Consider the following 18,089-nt stretch of genomic DNA (forward strand, 5'->3'; position numbering starts at 1 on the left):
GCTCAGTCGGGGAGCGGGGTGAGCAGCATCCGCCCCGCGAACCCCACCACCGCGTCCAGTCGCTCGGTGAACTCCTCGGCGACATCGGGGAGTTCACGCAGCGCCCACAGTGCCCGGGCCGTCGACCAGGTGGCGTCCCGGGCCCGCTCCAGGCTCCAGGAGCCGAGCAGATGGGTGAGCGGGTCGGCGATCTGGAGGAGATCGGGGCCCGGCATCAGATCTTCGCGGATGCGCTCCTCCAGCGAGACGAGGAGATCCCCCACGCGGTCGAACTCGTCCTCCAGCTCGGCGGGTTCGCAGCCGAGCGTACGACAGGCGTCCACGACCGCGAGCGCCAGATCGTGACCGATGTGCGCGTTGATGCCCGCCAGCGCGAACTGCAGCGGACGTACCCCGGGATGGCGGCGGTACTGGAACAGGGGCCGCCAGCAGGCCGGCGGGCGCCGCTCGTCGGCAACCGCGTCCACGGCCGCCAAGTACCGCTCCGCGAACCGCACATCCAGCGTGATCGCGGCCCGTGGGTCGGTGAACCGGCCCGCGTCGATACGCCGGTCGACGGCCTCCGTGACGGTGAGGTAGACGCGGTTGAACACGGCGAGCCCGTCCCGCTCGGGCAGGGCCGCGTCGAGGGCGCGCATGCGGGAGACGACCGTGTCGACGGGTGTGGTGATCTGTTCCAATTGCGCCATGCACGCAGGGTCGCAGGCCTAGGCTGGCCGGGGTACCGGCGGGCCCGACGCTTCGCCGGAATGGGGTAACGCGCCCGTCGCGCAGGGGGAGAACGTCGCGCAGGGTGCGAAACAAGGGGGGAGCTGGACTGTGTCAGGCTCACGTGCCCGCCGCCTGGCCGCACGCAGGGCCGAGCGCAGAAGCGCCGCCCGGCGCGGCGCCATGGTCGCGGCGGCCTCGGTCGTGGTCGCCATCGGCACGGTGACCGGCATGATGTCCGCGCTCGACGACGGACGAGGGTCCGACGAGGCCAGGCCCGAGGTGACCAGCTCCCCACGCCTGGAACCGCTGCCCGCAATCCCGTCGGCGTCCTCGTCGACGAAGGCGTCCGCTTCCCCGACCCCGTCGCCGTCTCCCTCGAAGAAGAGGGAGGAAGAGAAGCCGACCCCCTCGCCCACGAAGACGGAGCCGACGCAGCAGACCGCCGCCGCGTCCACACGGCTCTACCGCCACCCCGAGTCCCAGGTGCTCGACTGGGTCCGCGCCAACCCCGGCGACCCGCGCCACGCGGTCATCGAGTCCCGTATCGCCGATCATCCGGCGGCCGTGTGGTTCGCCGACTACACACCGGCCACCATCACCGACCGGGTCCGCGCGGTCACCTCCGGCGGCGCGGCGCAGGGCCGGGCGCCGGTGATCGTGCCGTACGCCATCCCGGACCGCGACTGCGGCGGGTACTCGGACGGCGGTGCGCCCGACCTCGGGGCGTACGACGCCTGGATCGACGCCTTCGCGGCGGGGCTGGGCTCCGGTGACGTCATCGTGATTCTGGAGCCCGACTCTATCGCCCAGTCCGACTGTCTCTCCGCGGGTGCCCGCGCCGACCGCTTCGCCTCGCTGGCCCGCGCGGGCCGCGTCCTCAAGGCCGCGAACCCCAAGGCGCGGGTCTACTTCGACGCGGGCCACTCCGGCTGGAACCCGGCCGCCAAGCAGGCGGCTCTGCTGAAGCAGGCGGGCGCCGCCTCGGCCGCCTCCTCCGACGGCATCTTCAGCAACGTCTCCAACTTCCACCGCACGGCCGACGAGATCGCCTACGACCGACAGGTCCTCGACGCCCTCGGCGGCCCCGCCTCCCTCGGCGCCGTCATCGACACAAGCCGCAACGGCAACGGCGCCCCGCCCGACGGCCAGTGGTGCGACCCGGCCGGCCGGAAGATCGGCCGGGCGCCCACCCTGAACACCGGCGAGGCCCGCATCGACGGCTACCTGTGGGTCAAGCTGCCGGGGGAGTCGGACGGCTGCAAGGGCACGCCGGGCACGTTCAGTCCGTCGTACGCCTTCGACCTGGCGTCGTCGTAGGAGATCCCCTCGGCCGGTGGCGGTAGCTGCGTCGCGACTCCGTACATGAAGGCCGTCCGAGTCATTGTCACTTGTACCTGCCGGTCTTACGCTCACCCAGTCCTGCTCATGAACGATGTTCACATCTGTGATCGGAGGCTCGATGAGTGCAAGACAACGCCTGAGCGTCCTGCCGGTCCTGGCGGCCGTGTTCGCCACGGGGATCGTCCCGGCGACCGCCGCCGAGGGCACGGCTCCCAAGGTCCCGGAGACGGCAGTCCTCGACGGCACCCGGCTCAAGCAGACGAAGATCCGGCTCGACCGAGGCGACCCCCAACTCCGCCGTGCCCTGCGGGACTTGACTGCCCGCGCCGACCGTTGGCTGGACAAGGGCCCCTGGACGGTCGTCGACAAGCCCAAGCCCGCGCCCGGCGGTGACGTCCACGACTACCTGAGCCAGGCGCCCTACTGGTGGCCCACCAAGCCCCCCACCGCCGACAACCCCTGGGGCTGCCCCTACGTCCAGCGCGACGGGGAGCGCAACCCCGAGGTGGACAGCGGTACCGACCGCCAGGACGTCGAGAAGGTCTTCGACTCGACGTACGACCTGGCGCTCGCCTGGTACTACACGGGCCGGCCGCGGTACGCCGAGAAGGCCGGACGCATTCTGCGCACCTGGTTCCTCGACCCGGCCACACGGATGAACCCGAACCTGAACCACGCACAGTTCATCCCCTGCAAGTACGACGGCCGGGCGATCGGCATCATCGACTTCTCGCAGTCCTACACCGCCGTCGTCGACGCGCTGGCGATCCTCCGCACGGGCGCCCCCGGCTGGACGAAGGCCGACCGCACGCGGATGGACCGCTGGAACGCCGACTTCCTCGACTGGCTGAAGAACAGCGAGTTCGGCAAGCAGGAGGCCGCCGCGACCAACAACCACGGCACGTTCTACGACATGCAGCTCGCCGCCCTCGCGCACGCGACCGGCGACAGGGAACTGGCCCGCACGACGGTCCGCGAGGCGGGTTCCCGACGTATCGATCCGCAGATCGCGGCCGACGGCAGCCAGCCGCAGGAGCTGACCCGCACCCGCAGCTGGCACTACTCGACCTTCGACCTCGTCGCCTACACGCGGCTCGCGGCCATCGGCCGGAACCTCGGCGTGAACCTGTGGGCCCATCAAGGCCCGGACGGGCAGAGCCTGTTCAAGGCGGTGCGGTATCTACTGCCCGCCGCGACCGGCGCCGAGGCGTGGCCGCATCCGGAGATGGAGTTCCACCGGTACGCGGCGACCGACGTCGTACACGCGGCGGCCGACGCGGGCGACGCCCGGGCGCGGCAGGCCGTGCCGCTGCTGGAGGCGCCGCCCGGCGGTGACCTGTGGGCGCTGCGCCCGGCGACCGAGCAATTGGACTCGATCGCGGGCTGACCGGACCAGGCTGGTGGCCGTCTCAGGGCCGAGGGTCGGGAACCGCCGTGTCCGGCGCGCTGACCTTCGGCCGGTCTCGGTCGCCCGCGCGCAGCACGCCGGCGAAGGCGACGAGCCCGCCGGACAGGACGGTCACCAGCCCGAACGACACCACCAGGCTGGTCGCCTGGGCCAGCGTGCCGATGGCGCTGGGTGCGATCAGGCCCGAGGTGTAGGTGATCGTCGCGACGCCCGCTATGGCCAGGCTGGGGTTGGACCCGCTGCGGCCCGCCGCGGCGAAGCACAGCGGGACGACCACGGCGATGCCCAGGCCCATCAGCGCGAAGCCGCTCATCGCCACCGCCGGATGATCCGAGACGACGATCAGCAGCCCGCCGAGGACGGCGAGGACGCCGCTCGTGCGCACCGTGCGCACCGAGCCGTACCGGTCCACCACCTTGTCCCCGGCGATCCGGGCGATCGCCATGGTGAGCGTGAAGCCCGTCGTACAGGCCGCCGCCAGACCGGCCGAGGTTTCCAGTTGGTCACGCAGATAGACCGCCGACCAGTCCAGGCTCGCGCCCTCCGCGAACACCGCGCAGAACCCGACCGCGCCGATCAGCAGCGCCGACCTGGGCGGCAGGGCGAAGCGGGGCGGCGGTTCCTCGTCCTCGGCGGGCTGGAGGTCGAGCACCCAGGCGCAGGCGGCGACGCCGAGTACGGTCAGGACGGCCGCCGCCAGCGTGTGGTGCAGTCGGGCGTCCGCGCCGAGGTGCGCGGCGAGCGTGCCGCCCGCCGAGCCGATCAGGGCGCCCGCGCTCCACATGCCGTGCAGGCCGGACATGATCGAGCGGCCCAGACGGTTCTCCACCTCGACGCCGAGCGCGTTCATCGCCACGTCCGACATGCCCGCCGTGGCGCCGTACGTGAACAGGGCCAGGCACAGCGTCAGCAAGTTCGGGGCGAGGGCGGGCAGAACCAGTGAGAGCGTCCACAGTGCGATCAGGCCGCGCAGGGCGGTCCGGGCGCCGAAACGGTGGCTGATCCGGCCCGCGAGCGGCATCGCGACGGAGGCGCCGAGCGCCGGGAAGGCGAGAGCGAGTCCCAACTGGCCCGCGCTCACCCCCGCATGGTCCTGGATCCAGGGCACCCGGGTCGCGAAGGAGCCGGTGACGGCGCCGTGCACGGCGAAGACGGCGGCCACGGCATAGCGGGCCCGCCTCACCTCACGAAGGTCGTACACCACTGCACTCATTCTCCGGCCCCTCCCTGGCTCATGGTTCCCGCTCGCGCCGCGTAAACTATCAGGAAGCCTGCCTGATAGATAGCGGAATACCGGCCGCCCGATCTGGAAGGATCCCGGCATGCCCGCATCCCCGAGTACCGCCCGAGCCATCAACGACCGGCTCGCCCTGCGTCTGCTCCAGCAGGAGGGCCCCTTGACGGCGGGGCAGTTGAAGCAGCTGACCGGCCTGTCCCGGCCAACCGTCGCCGACCTCGTCGAACGCCTCACCGCCGCCGGACTGATCGAGGTGGTGGGGGAGTCGGGCGAGCAGCGGCGCGGGCCGAACGCGAAGGTGTACGGGATCGTCGCCGACCGGGCCCAGCTGGCCGCGCTCGACGTCCGCACCGAGGGCGTCTCCGTCGTCGTCGCCGACCTGCTCGGCAGGGTGCTCGCCGACGCGTCCGTGCCGATCGGCGACGACACCGGCACGGGACCGGCGGTGGAGCAGGCGGTGACGCTGGTCGAGCGCGCGGTGAAGGAGGCCGGGACGCTGGCGGCGCCTCCACGCGCGCCCGCCCAGGAGTGGGGGCGGCTGCACACCGTGGGGATCGGCGCGCCCGGCCTGATCGACCCGGCCGACGGTGAACTCCGGGACTCCTCGGGCCTGCCGGAGTGGCATCGCCGACTGGTGGCCGCCCTTCAGGAACGCTTCCCGGACGCCCGCGTCAACGTCGAGAACGAGACCAACCTCGCCGCCCTGGCCGAGATGCGCGACGGCGCCGCCCGGGACCGCGACACCTTCGTCCTGCTCTGGCTCGGCATGGGCATCGGCGCCGCCGTCGTCCTCGACGGCCGCCTCCGCCGCGGCGCCTCCGGCGGCGCCGGCGAACTCGGCTTCCTGCCGGTACCGGGCACCACCGGCCTGCCCTCGGCGACCGACTGCGAGGGCGGCTTCCACTCCCTGGCCGGCGCGGCGGCGATCGCGACGCTGGCGGCGGAGCACGGGGTCACGGCATCCGGCGCGGCGGCGATCGCGACGCCGGCGGCCGAGCACGGCATCACGGCATCCGGCGCGGCCGACGAGCCGCGTGCGGTACGGCTGGTCCGGGCGGCGGTGGGGCGGGTGACGGGGGCGGCGGCTGGGGAAGGCCTGGTCGGCGCGAGCGGGCGTGATGTGGACGGGGGTGCCGACCATGCTGGAGGTGCCGACCAAGCGACCGCCGATGTCGAGGCAGCCCACCGCTTCCTCGACGCCCTCGCCGACCGCGTGGTCCTCGGCGTCGCCGCCGTCGTCTCCGTACTGGACCCCGGTTGTGTGGTGCTGGCGGGCGAGGTCGGCCGGGCGGGCGGGGACGAGCTGGCGGCTCGGGTGCACCGACGGCTCGCCCGGATGTCGCCGCTGCCCACGGAGGTACGCGCCAGCAGCCTCGGCGGCGGCGCGGTGCTGCGCGGGGCCCTGCTGACCGCTCGCGACCGGGCTCAGGAGAAGCTGTTCGCGCCGGGGGAGGAACGCTAGCCGAGGGGCACGGCGCTCACGGGAGAGCGGTAGCCGACGGACCGTTGCTCACGGCCGTTGCCCCGCCCCGTACCGAGCCGCGAGGTACTCCTCGAACGTCCCCTTCCCCACGGCCAGTTCGGGTGTGAGGTGTCCGCCCGCACGGAACGCCCGGTACGCCTTGCCCGCCAGCGGCACGTTCAGGATCCGCCGCTTCCGGCCCGTCGCCGCCAGATACGCGCGGGCCAGCGATTCCAAGGACCGTACCTCCGGTCCTCCCATGTCCTCGACGCGCCCGGCAGGAGCCCCCGCGGCCAGCTCGGCGAGCCGGTTCGCGACCTCGGCCACCTCGATCGGCTGGTCGGAGACACCGGCCGGCAGCAGCATCACGGGCGGCTTGGCCAGCGCCCCGAACACCTGCGCCAGCAGATCGTGGAACTGCGTCGTGCGCAGCACCGTCCAGTCCAGCCCCGAGTCCCCGAGTCCCCGACGAGCCTCTCCACGGCGAGCTTGGACTTGTAGTAGCCGAACGGCACCCGGTCCACGCCGACGATCGAGATGTAGACCAGATGGCCCACACCCGCCCGGTGCGCGGCCGCGATGAGACGCTCCGCCGCCTGCTCGTCACCGCCGCGCGGACTGGAGGCGCAGTGCACGATCGTGTCCACGCTCGCGACGGCCGCGTCCAGTCCGGTGCCGCCCTCGCGCAGATCGACGGCGTACGGCGCGCTGTGCCTGCTGAGCACCCGCACCTCGTGCCCGTCCGCTCGCAACCGCTCGGTGACATGCCGCCCGAGCGTTCCGGTACCGCCGGTCACGAGAATCGTGGTCATGCCGCTTCCGTCCCTTCCGCGCCGAGCTGACGTCGTACGAATTCCAGCTTCTCGGGGTTCACCACGGCCCGCATCCCTACGATCAACCCGTCCCGCGCGTCCACCGCGGCCACGCCGATCAGCGTCCCGCCGTCCCATGCCGCCAGCGCGCTCTCGCCGTTGACCTCGGGCCTGGACTTCACGGTGGCCGAGGTCAGCCGGGAGAGACAGAGGTTGGTGACGACCTCATGACTTCACCCTGCCAGAGGGCACACGGGCGGGGGATGGGAGGGCCCGACGGCGGGCAAGGGCCGTCGTCACCGCCGCCGGGCCGGTCTGCTCGGGATGAGACCTTGGCACAGGAGCTTAGAAAGGACTAGACCAGTACGTCAATAGGTATGGACCAATCTCAAGACCCTCACCCCAGGGGGGAGTTGGGCCCGTCATGGCCCGCCCGGGAAGTCCAGGCACACCGTCTGTGAGCCACTCCACACCCTTCACCCGTATGGACCTCGATCAGGCGTGGCACACTGGCTCTGTACCAGAAGCAGCGCACTCCGGGGTCGGTGAAAGTCCGAACCGGCGGTTACAGTCCGCGACCCGATCGCCTCCAGTGATCGGTTGACCAGGTGAAATTCCTGGACCGACGGTTAAAGTCCGGATGGGAGGCAGTGCGCGGCGGGCGGGCATTCGTGCGCGCCGCCGATCTTGCTCGTTCCCTCGGGGACGGGTCCGTCCGGCGTCGCCCAGTGCCGCAGTCCGTACATTCTGTCGTCATCGACAGCCCCGGAGTCCGTGCCCGAAGAGGCAGGAGGACCCGGGAAGTGTTCACCGGAATCGTCGAAGAGCTGGGCGAGATCACCGCCGTCGAGAACCTCGGCGACGCCTCCCGTTTCCGGCTGCGCGGCCCCGTCGTCACCGAGGGCGCGAAGCACGGCGACTCCATCGCCGTGAACGGTGTCTGTCTCACCGTCGTCGACCACGAGGGCGACGAGTTCACCGCCGACGTCATGGCCGAGACACTCAACCGCTCCAGCCTGGGCATCCTCGCCGCAGGCTCCCGCGTCAACCTCGAACGCCCCACCGCGGTCGGCGCACGCCTCGGCGGCCACATCGTGCAGGGCCATGTCGACGGCACCGGCGAGATCCTGGAGCGCAAGCCGTCCGACAACTGGGAGATCGTGAAGATCTCCCTCCCCGCGGACCTCACGCGCTATGTCGTCGAGAAGGGCTCCATCACCGTCGACGGCATCAGCCTCACCGTCGTCGACGCGGGCCCCGACCACTTCTCCGTCAGCCTGATCCCCACCACCCTCGCCCTGACCACGCTCGGCCTCAAGCAGCCCGGCGATCCGGTCAACCTCGAGGTCGACGTCATCGCCAAGTACGTCGAGCGGCTGCTCGCGGCGGGCCGAGAGGCGGACCGGTGAGCTGGCTGAACTCCGAGGCGTTCGTCCTCTTCGGCCAGCACATCATCTGGTCGGACATGGTCGGCAACGTCCTCGGCCTGATCGCCCTCGCGCTGGGCTGGCGGCGCTCCCTGTGGACCTGGCCGGTGCAGTTCGCCGCCGGCCTCATCCTCTTCGGTGCCTTCTTCGGCCATCTGACGGGCAGCGCCGGCAAGCAGGCGGTCGTCATGGCCGTCGCGCTGTACGGCTGGTGGCAGTGGCAGCGCGGCAAGGACCGCGCGGCGGACGGCCATATCTCCGTCCGGTTCGCCACCTGGCGCGAGCGCGCGGCGATGATCGCCGCCGCCGCGGCGGGCACGGTCGCGGTCGCCCTGCTCTTCAAGGCATACCCGACCCTGTCCTGGGACCCTTGGCCGGACGCGTACATCTTCGTCGGCACGATCGTCGCCATGTACGCCCAGGCCCGCGGCATGGTCGAGTTCTGGTTCGCCTGGCTGCTCGTCGACCTGGTCGGCGTGCCGCTCAACTTCGCCAACGGCTACGCCTTCTCCGGCTTCGTCTACGTCATCTACGGCGCACTCGTCCTGTGGGGCATGCGCGACTGGTGGCTGCGCTCCCGCGAGGACGCGCGGCCCGTTCTGGAAGGAGCGCCGGCATGACCGCGGCACCGATCCTTTACAGCACCGACAACATCGAGGACTGGTCGCTCGACCCGATCGAGCAGGCCATCGCCGACATCGCCGCCGGCCGCCCGGTCGTGGTCGTCGACGACGAGGACCGGGAGAACGAGGGCGACCTCGTCATCGCCGCCGAGATGGCGACCCCCGAGATCGTCGCCTTCATGATGAGCGAGTGCCGTGGCCTGATCTGCGCCCCCATGGAGGGCGGTGAGCTGGACCGGCTGCGGCTGCCGCAGATGGTCGACGACAACACCGAGTCCATGAAGACCGCGTTCACCGTCTCCGTGGACGCCTCCGCCGCGCACGGCGTGACCACCGGCATCTCCGCCGCCGACCGCGCCACCACCCTGCAACTCCTCGCGGGCGGCGAGGCCCAGGCCGACGACTTCGTCCGCCCCGGCCACATCTTCCCGCTGCGCGCCCGGCCCGGCGGCGTGCTGGTGCGCGACGGCCACACCGAGGCCGCCGTCGACCTCGCCCGCCTCGCGGGGCTGCGCCCGGCCGGCGCGATCGTCGAGATCGCGGGAGAGGACGGCCGTATGCTCCGCCTCCCCGAACTGATCCCGTTCGCCCGCAAGCACGGCCTGACGATCATCTCCATCGAGGACCTGATCGCCTACCGCCGCACCTCCGAGCCCACCGTCCGCCGCGAGGCCGAGACCCAACTCCCCACCGCCTTCGGCGACTTCACGGCGTACGGCTACCGCTCCACCGTCGACGGCGTCGAGCACGTCGCCCTCGTGCACGGCGACATCGGCGACGGCGAGGACGTCCTCGTCCGCGTCCACTCCGAATGCCTCACCGGCGACATCTTCCACTCCCTGCGCTGTGACTGCGGCCCCCAGCTGAGCGCCTCCCTCGAGCGCATCCAGGCCGAGGGCAGGGGAGTGGTGGTCTATCTGCGCGGCCACGAGGGCCGCGGCATCGGGCTGCTGTCCAAACTGCGGGCGTACGAGCTTCAGGAGCGGGGCCGCGACACCCTCGACGCCAACCTGGAACTCGGCCTGCCCGCCGACGCCCGGGACTACGGCGCCGGCGCCCAGATCCTCGAGGACCTCGGCGTCCGCAGCGTGCGCCTGATGACCAACAACCCCGACAAGACCGACGCGCTCGTCCGGCACGGCCTCAAGGTCAACGGCCGCGAGCCGATGCCCGTACAGGCGGGCGAGCACAACCTCCGCTACCTGCGCACCAAGCGGGACCGGATGGGGCACGACCTGCCCTGGCTGGACACGCCTGCCGTGTCCACCTGCGGCAACCAGTAAGAACAGAACCGAGGAGAGACGTGAGCGGCAAGGGTGCACCGGAACTGTCCGTACGCAACGTCGGGGACCTGCGGGTCGCCGTCATCGCGGCACAGTGGCACGAGAAGGTGATGGACGGCCTGGTGGACGGCGCCCTGCGCGCCCTGCACGACCTCGGCATCGACGAGCCGACCCTCCTCAGGGTCCCCGGCAGCTGGGAACTCCCGGTCGTCGCGAAGGTCCTCGCGGGCCGCGGCTACGACGCGATCGTCGCCCTCGGTGTCGTCATCCGCGGCGGCACCCCCCACTTCGAGTACGTCTGCCAGGGCGTCACCCAGGGCCTCACCCAGGTCTCCGTCGACACCGGCGTCCCCATCGGCTTCGGCGTGCTGACCTGCGACACCGACGAGCAGGCCCTCGACCGGGCCGGGCTGCCCGGCTCGAACGAGGACAAGGGACACGAGGCGGTGACGGCCGCGGTGGCGACGGCGGCGACCCTCCGCTCAGTATCCGAGCCGTGGCGTTAGGTCGGTCGCCCCACCGCGTAAAGTGGGCGCCACCATGTCCAAGAAGACGTTCGAGGAGCTCTTCACCGAGCTCCAGCAGAAGGCCGCCACCGGCGACCCCGCCACTTCCCGCACCGCAGAACTGGTCGGGAAGGGCGTCCATGCCATCGGCAAGAAGGTCGTCGAAGAGGCCGCCGAGGTCTGGATGGCCGCCGAGTACGAGGGCAAGGAGGCGGCCGCCGAGGAGATCTCGCAGCTGCTCTACCACGTTCAGGTGATGATGGTCGCCCGCGGCATCTCCCTGGACGACGTCTACGCCCACCTGTGAATCCCCGTCCCCCGCACCACCCTTCAAGCAAAGGAAGCCGACCTCATGCTGCGCATCGCCGTCCCCAACAAGGGTTCACTGTCCGGCCCTGCGGCGGAGATGCTGCATGAGGCCGGCTACCAGCAGCGCCGCGAGTCCAAGGAACTGCGGATCGTCGACCCGCACAACGAGGTCGAGTTCTTCTACCTCCGCCCCCGCGACATCGCGATCTACGTCTCCTCCGGCCGCCTCGACATCGGCATCACCGGCCGTGACCTGCTCATCGACTCCGGCGCCAACGCCGAGGAGATCCTCCCGCTCGGCTTCGCCCGCTCCACGTTCCGCTACGCCACCAAGCCGGGCACGGCAGGTGGCGTGAAGGACCTCAACGGCATGACGGTCGCGACCTCCTACGAGGGCATCGTCGCCAAGCACCTCGCCGACCACGGCATCGACGCCTCGGTCGTCCACCTCGACGGCGCCGTCGAGACCGCCATCGAACTCGGTGTCGCCGAAGTCATCGCGGACGTCGTCGAGACCGGCACCTCCCTGCGCAACGCGGGCCTCGAGGTCATCGGCGAGCCCATCATGAAGTCCGAGGCCGTCGTGATCCGCCGCACCGGCGAGAACGGCGAGGAGCCCAAGGTGCAGCAGTTCCTGCGCCGCCTCCAGGGCGTCCTGGTCGCCCGGACGTACGTGATGATGGACTACGACTGCCGCGTCGAGCAGCTGGAGAAGGCCGTCGCGCTCACGCCCGGCCTGGAGTCGCCGACCGTCTCCCCGCTGCACAACGAGGGCTGGGTCGCCGTCCGCGCGATGGTCCCCGCCAAGGAAGCCCAGCGGATCATGGACGACCTGTACGACATCGGTGCCCGGGCCATCCTGACCACGGCCATCCACGCCTGCCGTCTCTGAGAGGCAGTGGAGAACATGTCCGACCTGCCCGCCCTCCCCGTCACCTTCCGGCCGACTCGCACCCGGGCCGTCCTGCTCACCGCCGCTGCCGCGATCTTCGTCGTCATCACGACCGTCGCGCTGCTGCTGGAGCAGCTCAGCCCCGGCGAGCGCCTCAGCTTCATCTTCACGGCGGCCCTGCTGTGCGGCGTCCTCCTGATGCTCGCCCGGCCGAAAGTGGTCGCCGACGAGACCGGGGTGAGCGTCGTGAACATCGCCGGCCGGCGGCATCTCGAATGGGCCGAAATCCTTCAGGTGAACCTGCGTCCGGGCGACCCCTGGGTGTTCCTCGACCTCAGCGACGGCACCAGCCTGCCCGCGCTCGGCATCCAGCCGGGCATCGCCAAGCAGCGCGCCATCGCCGACGCCAGGACCCTGCGGGCGCTCGCCGAAGCACACTCGATGAGGGATCTGACGTAGAAGGCCATGTCTTGATTAATCTGTTGGCGGAGGCGTATTCGTTGCGCCTCCGTCTCTGATGTTCCACCGAGTCTTCAGAGGCCCCCTGCTACCCGAGGAGTGACTCCTTCCAGCGATGGACGGATCGTCCTGTAGTACCTGCGCCGCCCCCTCCCGACATATCGAGGCGGCGGCATGACCACCCCCTTGCTGCTGCTCGCAGCCGCATTCCTGCTGATTCTCGCCAACGGCTTCTTCGTCGCGGCCGAGTTCGGCCTGGTGACGGTCGAGCGCGCGGACGCCGAGAAGGCCGCCGCCGAGGGCGACAAACGCGCCCGTAGGGTGGTCGAGTCGCTGAAGGAGCTGTCCTTCCAGCTCTCCGGCACCCAGCTCGGCATCACCATCACCTCCCTCGTCGTCGGCATGCTTGCCGAACCGGCGCTCGCCCAGCTGCTGGACGGCCCGCTCACGGCGATCGGCATCCCCGACGGTGCGGTACCCGGCGTCGCCGTGGTCGTCGGCATGCTGCTGGCCTCGGCCGTGCAGATGGTGATCGGCGAACTCGTGCCCAAGAACTGGGCGGTCTCCCGCCCGATGCAGGTCGCGCGCTTCGTCGCCCGCCCGCAGCACGCCTTCGCACGGCTGTTCCGTCCAGTGATCGCCGGGCTGAACGCGGTCGCCAACCGGCTCGTCCGCACCCTGGGCATCGAGCCCACCGAGGAGCTGGCCTCCGCCCGCACCCCCGGCGAACTCGTCTCCCTGGCCCGGCACTCAGCACGCGCCGGCGCCCTGGAACAGGACACCGCGGACCTGTTCGTACGGACCCTGTCGCTCGCCGAGCTGACCGCACAGCACGTCATGACCCCGCGGGTGAAGGTCAGCGCGCTGCAGTCGTCGGCGACCGCCGAGGACGTCGTCAATCTCACCCGCGCCACCGGTCTGTCCCGCTTTCCGGTCTACCGGGAGCGGATCGACGAGATCGTCGGCATGGTCCACCTCAAGGACGCCCTGGCGGTCCCCGCGCGCGAACGGCTGCGCACCCCCGTCACCCGAATCGCCCAAACGCCCCTGCTGGTTCCCGAGACCCTGCCGGTGCAGCCCCTGCTGGCCCGGCTGCGCAGCGAGCAGCCCATCGCCGTCGTCGTCGACGAGTACGGCGGTACGGCCGGGGTCGTCACCCTGGAGGACATCGTCGAGGAGATCGTCGGCGAGGTCCGTGACGAGCACGACGGTCAGGACGTGCCCGAACTCGCCCCCGCCCCGCCGGAGGACGGCAGGGCCGCGTGGGACGTCGACGGCAGCTGCCGCGTCGACGTCCTCCAGCGCATAGGCCTCGACGTGCCCGAAGGACCGTACGAGACGGTCGCGGGCCTGGTCGCCGACCTGCTCGGCCGGATCCCGGCCGTCGGCGACAAGGCCGAGCTGCCGGGCTGGCGGCTGGCCGTGCGCCAGGTGGGCCACTACCGCGCCGAGCGGGTACGGCTGGTCAGGACGGCCCTCGTCGCCGCGGAGGCCGTCCGATGAGCGTGCTCCAACTTCTGTTCGCCGCACTGCTCGTCCTCGCCAACGGCTTCTTCGTCGGCGCCGAGTTCGCCCTCGTCTCCGTACGCCGCAGCCAGATCGAACCGCTCGGCACCGCCCGGGCCCGGCAGGTGCTGTACGGCCTGGAGCGGCTGCCGCAGATGATGGCCGCCGCTCAGTTCGGCATCACGGTCTGCTCCCTGACGCTGGGCGCGGTGGCCGAGCCGACGGTCGCGCACATCCTGGAACCGGTCTTCGAGTGGATCCATCTCCCGCACGCGATGATCCACCCGCTCACCTACGTCATCGCGCTCGCGGCGGTCGTCTTCTTCCACCTCGTCGTCGGCGAGATGCTCCCGAAGAACCTCGCGATGGCGGCCCCGGAGAAGGTCGCGTTGTGGCTCAGCCCCGGCCTTGTCGCCTTCGCCCGCCTCTGCAAGCCGATCACCGTCGCCCTCGGCTTCTGCGCCCAGGGCATCCTGCGGCTCTTCCGTGTCGAGCCGAAGGACGAGGTCGAGGCGGTCTTCACCAGCGAGCAGCTCAACCGGCTGGTGGAGGACTCCGGCCAGGCGGGTCTGCTCGGCCCCGAGGAGCAGGAGCGGCTGGAGGACGCGCTGGAACTGGGCTCCCGCCAGGTCACCGACGTCCTCCTCGGCCGCGAGTCGCTGGTGACGGTCAGTCCCTCGGTCACCCCGGGCCAGATCATCGCGCTCACCGCCCGGACCGGGTACTCGCGCTTCCCGGTCGTCGCGGACAACGGCGCCTTCATGGGGTACCTGCACGTCAAGGACGTACTCGATCTGGAGGAGTCCGAGCGGGCGGTGCCGCAGCGAATCTGGCGGCCGATGACGACCCTGCGGTCGGAACTGCCGCTGGACGACGCGCTCACCGTGATGCGGCGTGCCGCGACGCACCTTGCGCAGGTGGCCGACGGGGCCGGGAAGGTGCTGGGGCTTGTGGCACTGGAGGACGTACTGGAGTTGTTGGTGGGCGAGGTGCGGGATCCCGCGCATCGTGCGGTGACGGCTGTGCCGAAGGTGTCCGAGCCTCGGTCGGGGGCGCCGGAGGAGATGCTGGCCAGCTAGCCGCCGCCGCTGTGGGCAGTTGTGCCAGGCGGCACGACTGCCCGCAGGCTCAGCGGTGTTACATCGCTGACGGATCCTGCGGACCCCGCCCCGACAGCACCTCCCCGTACGCCTGCATGAGGTCCGGCAACCGCAACGTCGACAAGTCGTCCCTCGTCAGCGTCCCCGGATAGGCCGACAACCGCAGATCCCGGTACGCACAGCTCTTCTCGTACAGCGTCCGCAGGAACCGCCCGTTCCCCAACTCGTCGATCCACCCCTGGTCGACGACATGCCCCGCGATGGACCGCAGCTCGTCCAGCGCCTCCTCGTCCCAGACGTCCCCGTTCTCCGCGGCCAGTACCTCGCCGATGGAGGTGAGTTCGAGGGGCCGGTAGGAGGGGAAGTCGACGCGGGTGGTGAAGCGGGAGGACAGACCGGGGTTGGCGGCGAGGAGACGGTCCATGCCCTCGGGATAGCCGGCCAGGATCACCACGAGGTGGTCGCGGTTGTCCTCGGCCCGCTTCAGCAGCACCTGGAGCGCCTCGTCGCCGTACGCGTCCCCCTTGCCGTATCCCGAGTTGGAGAGCGAGTAGGCCTCGTCGACGAAGAGGACGCCGCCGATCGCGGAGTCGATGAGCTCGTTGGCCTTCACCGCTGTCTGGCCGAGGTACTCGCCGACCAGATCGGCGCGCTGCGCTTCCACCAGGTGGTCGCCGCCGAGCAGGCCGAGGGCGTAGAAGACCCGCCCCAGGATCCGCGCCACCGTCGTCTTCCCCGTCCCCGACGGCCCGGAGAACACGAAGTGCCGCTTGGGCGGCTGGACCGGCAGTCCCTGACCGGCCCGTAGCCGGGCCATGTTCAACTGCGCGGACAACGCCTTGACTTGGCGCTTCACCGGCTCCAGACCCACCATGCGCTCGAGCTCGGCGAGCGCCTCCTCGAGTAATGCGGGGTCGGTCGGGCCGGCCGGCAGGGGCGGTGTCGGGACGACCGACTTCTCCCGCACAGCCGGATCGATCACGGACGGCAGCGGCCCGGTCGGCGGCAGGTCGGGCCCGGACAGCTTGAGGTCCCGGCCCTCCATGCCGAAGAGCGGGTCGAGGGCGTCCGGCCCGTCGGCGACGTCCTGCCCACCGGACAGCGTGATCGCCGCGAGGCCGGTGGCGTCGTCGTATCCGTCGCCCTCGGCGATCGCGGCGAGCCGGGCCGAGGTGTCCATGAAGGCGGGGTCGATGCGGTGCACCGCCCGGTAGAGCGGGAGGGCGGCGGCCGACCGTCCCGTCCCCTCGTGCGCCCGGGCCAGCCAGTAGCGCAGCTCCTTGCGCTGGGGCTGCTCGCTGCGGCAGCGCATCAGGGCCGCCGAGAGAAGGGGTTCGGCCTGGCCGTACATCTCTAGCCGGACCCGGGCCATACCGCCGAACAGGCCCGCCTCGATGCCGAGCATCTGGTCGTCGATCAGCGGGTCGGTGTGCCGGACGAGCTGTTCCCAGTCCTTGACCAGATAGGCACGGCAGGCGTGCAGAAAGCGGACCTGATGGTCGGTGTCCACCGGCGGCAGGCCCGCGAGGGCCCGGTCGAGTTCAGGGACGTGGCGGCCGTCCAGCCAGTGGGAGGCATGCGCGAGCAGCAGATCGCGAGGGCTCTCCAGCACGGGCTGCACCCACCAGCCCAGCCAGTACCAGGAGTTGAGGGTGCGGCGGTGCCGGGCGCGCTGTTCGCCGAAGCGGTCCCGGTGCCGGAACATCCTGAGCAGCGCGGTCGTCGTGTCCACGCGCAGCGCATGCAGTCCGAGCCAGCCGTCGGCCATCCCGGGGTCCATCCGCACGGCGGCCCGGAACTCCTCCTCCGCCTGTGGATAAGCGCCCATCGTGTAGGCATCGACGCCTCGCAGCCAGGCCAGGTCGGCCGGGGCCTCGGGGCCCTGCGTGCCGAAATCCATCACGTCCCCCCACAAACCGTGCCCCCGTTCGGTTCGCCGCCGGGCCCGGTGCCCGTCGGCATCCTTGGTCGAACCGCCCTACCGCGGACCGGAGTTGCAACGGTGCGTAGAGCAGCCGTCCGAAGGTCGCAACGAGGGCATCGTACCTGCGCAGGTGTCGCCCGCCCCAGGGTGCCGCACGGGCCGTTTGACGAGGTGGGAGCATATGGGGCGCACTCGGTTCGGTGACCGAGGGTGAGCGAATCATGCCGGGCAGCGCCCGAAATGGGTGAAGAGGACAGAACGAAGCCCCCGATCACGGGGGAACAACCGGGGGCTTCGCGTCTCTGGGCGGCTCTCAAATGGCCGCACATTGAGAACGTAAGACCTGTACGGCCCCCCGGTCAAGCCGAGTTGGGGGACTCCGCGAAGTTCGAACGTGCGGGTCTTCACAAGTTCAGCACATTGCCGATGGCCCGTCACCGTGTGTGATTTCGCGGTCCGGACCAACCGTTCCAACAGGCCCCGGGCACACCTTGTATCCCTTTTCGCACTGTCGTACCAGGAGGTCGGCGAAGGGGCGCGAAGGGTCATCGGCGAAATGCCGCCGCTCCGCCTCGACCCACCCGGCCCAGAACTCCCGCTGTTCCTCCCCGTCCCGGTTCCGCCCCCGTGTCCAGGCCTCCTCGTGCGGCAACTCCATCCACAGCAGCTGGGCCAGGTGCGGGCGCAGTGCCCGGCGTCCGGCGCCGACGCCCTCGATGAGGATCACGGGTGCGGGCGGCAGCAGGCGGTCCGGTCCGAAGCGGCGGGCCCGCCAGTCGTACGGGGCATAGCGCGCGGTCCTGCCCTGCGCGAGCGGCTCGATCACCTGGGCCAGCAGCCGGTCCGTCCAGTCGAACAGTTCCTCATGGCTGGCGATGTCGTCGAGACGGAGCACGGGAGCGCCGCCCAGCGCGTCGGCCAACTGCCCGGCGAACGTGGACTTTCCGGAGCCGGCGTGTCCGTCGATCCCGATCAGACGGACCGGACCGCAGGACGGGGGGAGGCGGCGGAGCCGGAGGGCGAGGTCGTGAATCGTGATTCCCGGGGGTGCGGAAGGTGGGCAATTCATTCTAGGTGCGGGGCCGCGCC

At 71.0% G+C, this 18,089-nt stretch carries 17 protein-coding genes, 1 pseudogene and 1 riboswitch; of the genes and pseudogenes, 12 read left to right on the plus strand and 6 right to left on the minus strand.

The genetic code is table 11. From position 1 onward, the window contains the following. Positions 1-2: 2 nt before the first annotated feature. On the minus strand, positions 3-689 hold the full coding sequence (locus AB0I98_RS30545; protein ID WP_362947659.1) for a DUF5995 family protein: 687 nt from the start codon (positions 687-689) through the stop codon (positions 3-5). Positions 690-891: 202 nt separating this feature from the next. Here AB0I98_RS30545 and AB0I98_RS30550 point away from each other — a divergent pair, with 202 nt between their 5' ends. Then, positions 892-2,028: a glycoside hydrolase family 6 protein gene (locus AB0I98_RS30550; RefSeq protein WP_362947732.1), complete on the plus strand. Its 1,137-nt coding sequence runs from the start codon at positions 892-894 to the stop codon at positions 2,026-2,028. 142 nt (positions 2,029-2,170) lie between these two features. Further along, positions 2,171-3,439 (plus strand): alginate lyase family protein, encoded by a 1,269-nt coding sequence (locus AB0I98_RS30555; protein ID WP_362947661.1) that lies wholly within the window; start codon positions 2,171-2,173, stop codon positions 3,437-3,439. Positions 3,440-3,461: 22 nt separating this feature from the next. Here AB0I98_RS30555 and AB0I98_RS30560 read toward each other — a convergent pair whose 3' ends face one another. Continuing rightward, entirely contained in the window at positions 3,462-4,673 is a 1,212-nt protein-coding gene (locus AB0I98_RS30560; RefSeq protein ID WP_362947663.1) for an MFS transporter, read from the minus strand. A 109-nt stretch (positions 4,674-4,782) separates the two neighbouring features. Here AB0I98_RS30560 and AB0I98_RS30565 point away from each other — a divergent pair, with 109 nt between their 5' ends. Then, complete coding sequence (locus tag AB0I98_RS30565; protein ID WP_362947664.1) at positions 4,783-6,159, plus strand: ROK family transcriptional regulator; 1,377 nt, start codon at positions 4,783-4,785, stop codon at positions 6,157-6,159. A gap of 48 nt (positions 6,160-6,207) precedes the next feature. On the opposite strand, the pseudogene AB0I98_RS30570 reads toward AB0I98_RS30565, so the two are convergent. Both AB0I98_RS30570 and AB0I98_RS30575 read right to left on the minus strand, forming a co-directional pair. Then, positions 6,208-6,971: pseudogene (locus AB0I98_RS30570) on the minus strand (NAD(P)H-binding protein). After that, positions 6,968-7,153 (minus strand): hypothetical protein, encoded by a 186-nt coding sequence (locus AB0I98_RS30575; RefSeq protein ID WP_362947665.1) that lies wholly within the window; start codon positions 7,151-7,153, stop codon positions 6,968-6,970. The pseudogene AB0I98_RS30570 and the gene AB0I98_RS30575 overlap by 4 nt, the downstream one beginning before the upstream one ends. Positions 7,154-7,498: 345 nt before the next feature. Next, positions 7,499-7,629, plus strand: a riboswitch (FMN riboswitch). Between the two features lie 145 nt (positions 7,630-7,774). On the opposite strand from AB0I98_RS30575, the gene AB0I98_RS30580 reads away from it, so the two are divergent. The 9 genes from AB0I98_RS30580 to AB0I98_RS30620 all read left to right on the plus strand — a co-directional run bounded on the left by AB0I98_RS30580 (position 7,775) and on the right by AB0I98_RS30620 (position 15,055). Further along, the gene (locus AB0I98_RS30580; protein ID WP_362947667.1) at positions 7,775-8,380 is read left to right on the plus strand and encodes a riboflavin synthase; all 606 of its coding nucleotides are present in this window, start codon (positions 7,775-7,777) and stop codon (positions 8,378-8,380) included. Continuing rightward, entirely contained in the window at positions 8,377-9,018 is a 642-nt protein-coding gene (locus tag AB0I98_RS30585; protein ID WP_362947669.1) for a nicotinamide mononucleotide transporter family protein, read from the plus strand. The genes AB0I98_RS30580 and AB0I98_RS30585 overlap by 4 nt, the downstream gene beginning before the upstream one ends. Further along, on the plus strand, positions 9,015-10,304 hold the full coding sequence (locus AB0I98_RS30590; protein ID WP_362947670.1) for a bifunctional 3,4-dihydroxy-2-butanone-4-phosphate synthase/GTP cyclohydrolase II: 1,290 nt from the start codon (positions 9,015-9,017) through the stop codon (positions 10,302-10,304). Before AB0I98_RS30585 ends, AB0I98_RS30590 begins: the two co-directional genes overlap by 4 nt. Positions 10,305-10,324: 20 nt before the next feature. Beyond that, entirely contained in the window at positions 10,325-10,810 is a 486-nt protein-coding gene (gene ribH, locus AB0I98_RS30595; protein WP_362947672.1) for a 6,7-dimethyl-8-ribityllumazine synthase, read from the plus strand. Between the two features lie 34 nt (positions 10,811-10,844). Then, positions 10,845-11,117, plus strand: coding sequence for a phosphoribosyl-ATP diphosphatase (locus AB0I98_RS30600; RefSeq protein ID WP_086760055.1), 273 nt, complete (start codon positions 10,845-10,847; stop codon positions 11,115-11,117). A gap of 45 nt (positions 11,118-11,162) precedes the next feature. Then, entirely contained in the window at positions 11,163-12,011 is an 849-nt protein-coding gene (gene hisG / locus AB0I98_RS30605) for an ATP phosphoribosyltransferase (RefSeq protein WP_362947673.1), read from the plus strand. Between the two features lie 15 nt (positions 12,012-12,026). After that, positions 12,027-12,470, plus strand: a complete 444-nt coding sequence (locus AB0I98_RS30610; protein ID WP_362947675.1) for a PH domain-containing protein — start codon at positions 12,027-12,029, stop codon at positions 12,468-12,470. 174 nt (positions 12,471-12,644) lie between these two features. Further along, the gene (locus AB0I98_RS30615; RefSeq protein WP_362947677.1) at positions 12,645-13,973 is read left to right on the plus strand and encodes a hemolysin family protein; all 1,329 of its coding nucleotides are present in this window, start codon (positions 12,645-12,647) and stop codon (positions 13,971-13,973) included. Beyond that, complete coding sequence (locus AB0I98_RS30620; protein ID WP_362947678.1) at positions 13,970-15,055, plus strand: hemolysin family protein; 1,086 nt, start codon at positions 13,970-13,972, stop codon at positions 15,053-15,055. Before AB0I98_RS30615 ends, AB0I98_RS30620 begins: the two co-directional genes overlap by 4 nt. 58 nt (positions 15,056-15,113) lie before the next feature. Here AB0I98_RS30620 and AB0I98_RS30625 read toward each other — a convergent pair whose 3' ends face one another. Continuing rightward, complete coding sequence (locus tag AB0I98_RS30625) at positions 15,114-16,976, minus strand: AAA family ATPase (RefSeq protein WP_362947679.1); 1,863 nt, start codon at positions 16,974-16,976, stop codon at positions 15,114-15,116. 436 nt (positions 16,977-17,412) lie between these two features. Beyond that, entirely contained in the window at positions 17,413-18,069 is a 657-nt protein-coding gene (locus AB0I98_RS30630; RefSeq protein WP_362947681.1) for a hypothetical protein, read from the minus strand. Between the last annotated feature and the right edge of the window lie 20 nt (positions 18,070-18,089).

It is taken from the genome of Streptomyces sp. NPDC050211 (assembly GCF_040656035.1).
Lineage (GTDB): Bacteria > Actinomycetota > Actinomycetes > Streptomycetales > Streptomycetaceae > Streptomyces.

Bases quoted from the DNA above. Each gene is read 5' to 3' on its own strand.
- AB0I98_RS30620 (WP_362947678.1), top strand. From the start codon at position 13,970: ATGAGCGTGCTCCAACTTCTGTTCGCCGCACTGCTCGTCCTCGCCAAC.
- AB0I98_RS30600 (WP_086760055.1), top strand. From the start codon at position 10,845: ATGTCCAAGAAGACGTTCGAGGAGCTCTTCACCGAGCTCCAGCAGAAG.
- AB0I98_RS30560 (WP_362947663.1), bottom strand. From the start codon at position 4,673: ATGAGTGCAGTGGTGTACGACCTTCGTGAGGTGAGGCGGGCCCGCTAT.
- AB0I98_RS30545 (WP_362947659.1), bottom strand. From the start codon at position 689: ATGGCGCAATTGGAACAGATCACCACACCCGTCGACACGGTCGTCTCC.
- AB0I98_RS30615 (WP_362947677.1), top strand. From the start codon at position 12,645: ATGACCACCCCCTTGCTGCTGCTCGCAGCCGCATTCCTGCTGATTCTC.
- AB0I98_RS30610 (WP_362947675.1), top strand. From the start codon at position 12,027: ATGTCCGACCTGCCCGCCCTCCCCGTCACCTTCCGGCCGACTCGCACC.
- AB0I98_RS30550 (WP_362947732.1), top strand. From the start codon at position 892: ATGGTCGCGGCGGCCTCGGTCGTGGTCGCCATCGGCACGGTGACCGGC.
- AB0I98_RS30590 (WP_362947670.1), top strand. From the start codon at position 9,015: ATGACCGCGGCACCGATCCTTTACAGCACCGACAACATCGAGGACTGG.
- AB0I98_RS30565 (WP_362947664.1), top strand. From the start codon at position 4,783: ATGCCCGCATCCCCGAGTACCGCCCGAGCCATCAACGACCGGCTCGCC.
- AB0I98_RS30555 (WP_362947661.1), top strand. From the start codon at position 2,171: ATGAGTGCAAGACAACGCCTGAGCGTCCTGCCGGTCCTGGCGGCCGTG.
- AB0I98_RS30630 (WP_362947681.1), bottom strand. From the start codon at position 18,069: ATGAATTGCCCACCTTCCGCACCCCCGGGAATCACGATTCACGACCTC.
- hisG (WP_362947673.1), top strand. From the start codon at position 11,163: ATGCTGCGCATCGCCGTCCCCAACAAGGGTTCACTGTCCGGCCCTGCG.
- AB0I98_RS30625 (WP_362947679.1), bottom strand. From the start codon at position 16,976: ATGGATTTCGGCACGCAGGGCCCCGAGGCCCCGGCCGACCTGGCCTGG.